We start from the raw sequence: 5,288 nt of genomic DNA on the forward strand, positions 1-5,288 counted from the left end.
CCATTCCACACAAGATGCCCATTCCACACAAGATGCCCATTCCACACAAGATGCCCATTCCACACAAGATGCCCATTCCACACAGGATGCCCATTCCACACAGGATGCCCATTCCACACAAGATGCCCATTCCACAAAACTATTAAAATCATCCCGCATTTATGCAACACCTAACAACCTGTCTTAATGCACCATTTTAGGTATGTTTGAAACCAGAATGAAATATTTCAAGAGGTTGTTTGAGAAGTCATTTATACCCCTAAATAAGCGGGAGTTTCCGTTGTATTTCCCCCTTTTTAAACATCCTCTAAATAAGGAAGAAGTTCAATAATTAATTATTACCTCTCGTTAAAAGAAGAGGCTTTAATACCTTTTGAAGTATTTATCCTAATATTTGTCATCAACCCAATTTCTGAGAGTTGAAACAACAGAATATTTGTACTTCTTTATTAGGAATATTTGTACTTCTTTATTAGGAATATTTGTACTTCTTTATTAGGAATATTTGTACTTCTTTATTAGGAATATTTTTTTATACTTAACCATTAACATAAATATTTCGCAACGATGAAAATATTAACATTTTTTTAATCTTCCATGATTCCTAACATTCTTTTTTCACGCTTGGTATTACAAAAAAAACTTCTGACTTCCCCTCCTGGGAGGGGTTAGGGGTGGGTTGACTTCTGACTTCTGACTTCGTTAAGGATTTTGCTAACTTGTTTGAGATAAGGTAAAGTTATATATAATAATTAGTCTAAAAATTCATTATATGCGATCGCGATTCTTACCTAATATTATTATCTCCAGCTTAATTGCCATAGTAACTTGGTTGTGGAGTAGCCCAGCTTGGGCATTAATTCCAATTAAACTATATAATATAGACTACAAAGATTGTCCCCCCAGTCTATCAACAGGAATTATTAGCAGTGGTTCGAGTATGGGAGCTAATTGCTTTATCATTAGTGGAAAAGCCCAAAATGCTTCTGGTAAAAATGTATATGACGCTGATGTGTATGGACGTATTTATGATGCGAATAACAATAACGTCATGCAAAATCGTACCAGACTAGGTTCAATTCCAGAAGTTCCCGCACTTACTACTACCGATTTTGAAATTAGAGTTTCTATACCAGCAAATCTACCTACTCCCTTAAAACTTAAGCAGTTTAAATCATCTGGCTTTCCTAGTAAAATTCGGTGGGAGCAAACTATTGAAGAATTCGACGGATTTTAATATTTAGGGTTTGCTGAAAAAGTCCTATGGGTTAGGGTAGGAGGGTAGGAGTCAGAAGTCGTAGGGGCGTTTCATGTCGCTCCGCGAAACGGCCGTTAGCTTCGCACAACTTTCCTATCGGAATGCTCCGCAAACGTTAACGCCCGTACAGGAGTCAGGAGGAATGGGAATTATCGAGGAGGTAAGAGTAGGAGGAAGAATTGTTGCTCTATCTTTCCGCCCTTGTCTACTCAAAATACTCACCTTTTCAGCTTGAGCGAGGAAAAATTTGGTAATTTTTTCAAATAAAAAAGGCTTTAGCTTTTGTATGACTAATGTAGGGGCGAATTGCGATTCGCCCCTACCACCAAAATATTACAACTGAAATTAATATTGCTTTATAGATATTAATAAACTGCTATACTACCTAGTAATCCAGTTAAAATTTGAGCTGCAAACTGGAGAGCAAAGATAGCAATTATGGGAGAAAAGTCAATACCTCCCAAGGGTGGAATAATAGAACGAAATATATTTAGATAAGGGTCTGTTAACTGACTTAATACAGAAAATGGTGGGTCATACCAATTAACATTAGGGAACCAACTTAACAAAATCCTAATGAACATCAAAACCAAATATATGCTCACAAAAGTTGATAATGTTTGGGCTAATAGTCCTATTGAAGCACTCATAAATATTATTATTGTGAAACTACAAACAACCAATAAGTTCTATAATAGAGTTTAGCATAGCTTTGTCCTATTTAGCGACCCAGAGCTATCTCTAAAATCTACAAAATCTAATTATTCTTCACTCTTCAGAGCGATCGCTCTGTTAAGTTTTTGTCTTTTCCAAAGATCCATTTACATTGCCTATTTGCTGGCGAACTTCATCAATTGCTTGATTCAACTGTGCTATTTTACCCTCCAAACTTTGGCGAGTCTCTTCTATAGCTTCTGTTTCTTTAGTGGATTTTTCCTTTTCAGAATCTTGGCTATCTAATAAATTTTCTGCTACATCAGTATCATCAGATATCCTTGAACCGATTAAAATTCCAAATAATCCACCTACCAGGCCGCCAACTGCTATACCTGCCATCAAACCACTTGCAAAACCATTTTTATTACTCATATTTAGCAAACAGCTAATTATTTATATTCTTTTTACTTGAGGACTTAACCCAGAACAACCCAGTTACAAAAAAACAAGCTTTAGTTGGTTGATGATGGATAAGTCTTATACTTAATTATAGTATTTTTTTTTACTAAAACATCACATATTACTAATAAAATTTCAAAATTATACAAGTACGAGTCATTTCACTTATTATTTATAAGTTATCAGTTGGCTGAAACTGGAGGCAAGAAAATCCGAATAATTAATAATTAGAGAGAGTTTTCATTATCAATTATCCATTATCAATTATTGAAGAATTCCTAAGTACCAAAAATCCGATCGCCCGCATCACCAAGGCCCGGCACAATATAACCAACATCATTGACAATCTCATCAATAGTTGCCGTATAAATAGCCAAACTTGGATAAGTAGTACCTAGTTTTTGTAGAGCAGGTGTAGCAGCTACCACAGAAATAATTCTTATAACACTGGGGTCAACTCCACGCTGAGTTAATTCGGCCATAGCCTGCATAATTGTACCACCAGTAGCTAACATTGGGTCACAAATCAAAACCCGAACGTTAGGGTCAAATTCTGAAGGAAGCTTATTCAAATAACAACTAACTTCGAGAGTTTCTTCATTTCTGACCAAACCTAAATGATAGATAGACGCCAAGGGTAAAACAGTTTGAGCGCCTTCTAATAATCCCAGCCCAGCTCGGAGGATAGGTATTACTACTATAGGAGCTTGAGGATTGACAAAAGTAGCAGAACATTCAGCTACAGGAGTTTGTATTGTTGTTTCTACCACAGGCAACCAATCTCGAATCGCTTCATAAGTTAACCATCTACCTAATTCTGTAATTGCAGAGCGAAACAATGCTGAGGGTGTATTAACATCACGAGCAATACCCAACCAATGCTTTACCAATGGATGAGGTGGGACATAAACACGAAGTTGTGGAGCCATAATTTTCAAATTTCCCCTTAACGAAGTCAAAAATTAGAAGTAAGTAGGGGCGAATGGCCATTCGCCCGTAGAGAAGTTGTTTTTTTCACAGGGATGTTGAGCAACCCTCCAAAAACATTTCGCTTTATAAAGACTGTGATAATAGCTAATATTTATAGGACAGATTTACGCAAAGAAACTCGGTTGCTAGGAAAAATCTTATGGTGAAGTTCTCTCCCGTTAAATCGGAGATTATAACGGGAGCTTCTAAAACAAAGATAATTGAATCCAGGCTTCAGAAGTTTCTTGTCTCACAGGCAGACCTTAGTCTTACGCCTCCACAAGCAGACAAGATGATACCCACCTCGTTTAATGCTTTATTTAATATGTTCTTTGCCGCATTCTCATCCCTATCCAAAACAGTTTTACACTTAGGGCAAGAATGTGTTCTGACTGACAAAGTTTTAGGTACTTTTTGACCACAATTACTACAGTTTTGTGATGTATTATGAGGACTAACTTTAACTATATGAACACCGCGTTTTACCGCTACTGCATCCAGTTTTTCAATAAAAGCTCCCCAGGCTACATCATAGATTGATTTTGATAGTTTACTATTTTTAGCTAAACCTTTAATATTAAGGTCTTCTACAGCAATCAAATCATACTCTTTAACTAATTTATGAGCAGTTTTATAGTGGAAATCTTCTCTTTGTCTAGCAATATGTTGATGCAATCTAGCTATTTTATTTTGTGCCTTTTTCCAGTTATTAGACCCAATTTCTTTTCTAGCTGCTTTACTTTGTTTTCTAGCTAAATTAGATTGTGCTTTTCTATAGAAATTTGGAACAGAAACAGTCTCACCAGCATTAGTAGTTAAAAACTCTTTTAAACCTACATCAATACCTACAGAATTTTTGATATTATCTGTAGGAATTAAACCCACCCCTTTAGTTCCCCTCCCGGGAGGGGATAGGGGTGGGTTATCTTCCAAACTAAAACTAATATAATAGCCATCAGCTTTTTTGGTTATAGTTGCCGTTTTAATAGTAAATCCATCTGGGATTGGTCTATGAACTATTACTGGAATAGCACCAAACCTGCTAATAATAATTTGTTTACCATTAAATTTAACTGCTGCTTTGGGATGATTAACTCTACTAAAACAAAATGACCTTAATTTGCCAGACTTCTTAAATCTTGGTCTACCAAATCTCTTACCTGTTTTATCAGGAACTAACCAACGTTTCCAAGCTTTATCTAGTCTTTGTAGATTAATTTGTTGAACTTCAGAGTAAATTTCTTTATACTCAGGAAAGAACTGTTTTGTCTGTTTAAGTGCTGATTGCTGAAAATAATAATCTGGTCTAATAGGAATCTCGCCAATTGGACTTGAAACTATTGAGCAGCGGTCAATCGGACATCTAGTTCTATTTAACCAATCTAGTCTTTGACCCAAAGCATAATTCCAGTGTCTTCTCAAAAGTTCTAGCCAATAATCAATTTTAGCTATTTGTTCTCGATTTGGCTTGATTTTGTAGCAATGACTTATGATCATTTTTTTCCTTTTCGACCAGACTTCTATTATAATAGTTTGTGTAAAGTTTGTCTATACATAATCAAGAAAACAGGATTAAATATACGAATCAGTCATAACAGATTAAAGTAGGGGCTAAGAGCGAATTGCCCCTACGATTATATGCAGCAGAAAATGAAAAAACGATGACGCAAGTAATAAATGATTTCATAGATTCACTAAAACTTAAAGACAAGAAATCAGAAGAAAAACATAAATCGACACAAAAGATAGCTTGCAGCTCGGCAATTCCCCTCCCGTTAAATCGAAGATTATAACGGGAGACCCCTTGCCGAATCTAGTTGGAACAAAAGACATCTCCGAAAAAACTGGATTTCTGGGTTCGGGTGCATAAGTCCTGATTAATTTCAAATTACCACAGATATGTACTAATCAATAAATATTTTCTGATAAAACATCATAATTATAC

Annotated in this window: 5 protein-coding genes; 1 reads left to right on the plus strand and 4 read right to left on the minus strand. The window is 35.7% G+C overall.

What is annotated here, in order from left to right; genetic code table 11:
- The first annotated feature begins 772 nt into the window (after positions 1-772).
- Positions 773-1,237 carry a hypothetical protein gene (locus AFK68_RS11965; protein ID WP_094673011.1) on the plus strand — a complete coding sequence of 155 codons (465 nt, stop codon included), beginning with the start codon at positions 773-775 and terminating at the stop codon, positions 1,235-1,237.
- A 386-nt stretch (positions 1,238-1,623) separates the two neighbouring features.
- Here the strand turns inward: AFK68_RS11965 and AFK68_RS11970 are convergent, their stop codons facing one another.
- From AFK68_RS11970 to AFK68_RS11985, 4 genes are all read right to left on the minus strand, one after another.
- Complete coding sequence (locus AFK68_RS11970; RefSeq protein WP_094673012.1) at positions 1,624-1,908, minus strand: YggT family protein; 285 nt, start codon at positions 1,906-1,908, stop codon at positions 1,624-1,626.
- Between the two features lie 142 nt (positions 1,909-2,050).
- Positions 2,051-2,347 carry a hypothetical protein gene (locus AFK68_RS11975; protein WP_094673014.1) on the minus strand — a complete coding sequence of 99 codons (297 nt, stop codon included), beginning with the start codon at positions 2,345-2,347 and terminating at the stop codon, positions 2,051-2,053.
- Positions 2,348-2,652: 305 nt separating this feature from the next.
- On the minus strand, positions 2,653-3,303 hold the full coding sequence (gene upp, locus AFK68_RS11980; RefSeq protein ID WP_094673016.1) for a uracil phosphoribosyltransferase: 651 nt from the start codon (positions 3,301-3,303) through the stop codon (positions 2,653-2,655).
- Positions 3,304-3,577: 274 nt separating this feature from the next.
- Positions 3,578-4,840, minus strand: coding sequence for a transposase (locus AFK68_RS11985; RefSeq protein WP_246844139.1), 1,263 nt, complete (start codon positions 4,838-4,840; stop codon positions 3,578-3,580).
- Positions 4,841-5,288: the final 448 nt, after the last annotated feature.

This window comes from Hydrocoleum sp. CS-953, from assembly GCF_002260545.1.
In the GTDB taxonomy this organism is placed as follows: domain Bacteria; phylum Cyanobacteriota; class Cyanobacteriia; order Cyanobacteriales; family Microcoleaceae; genus Trichodesmium.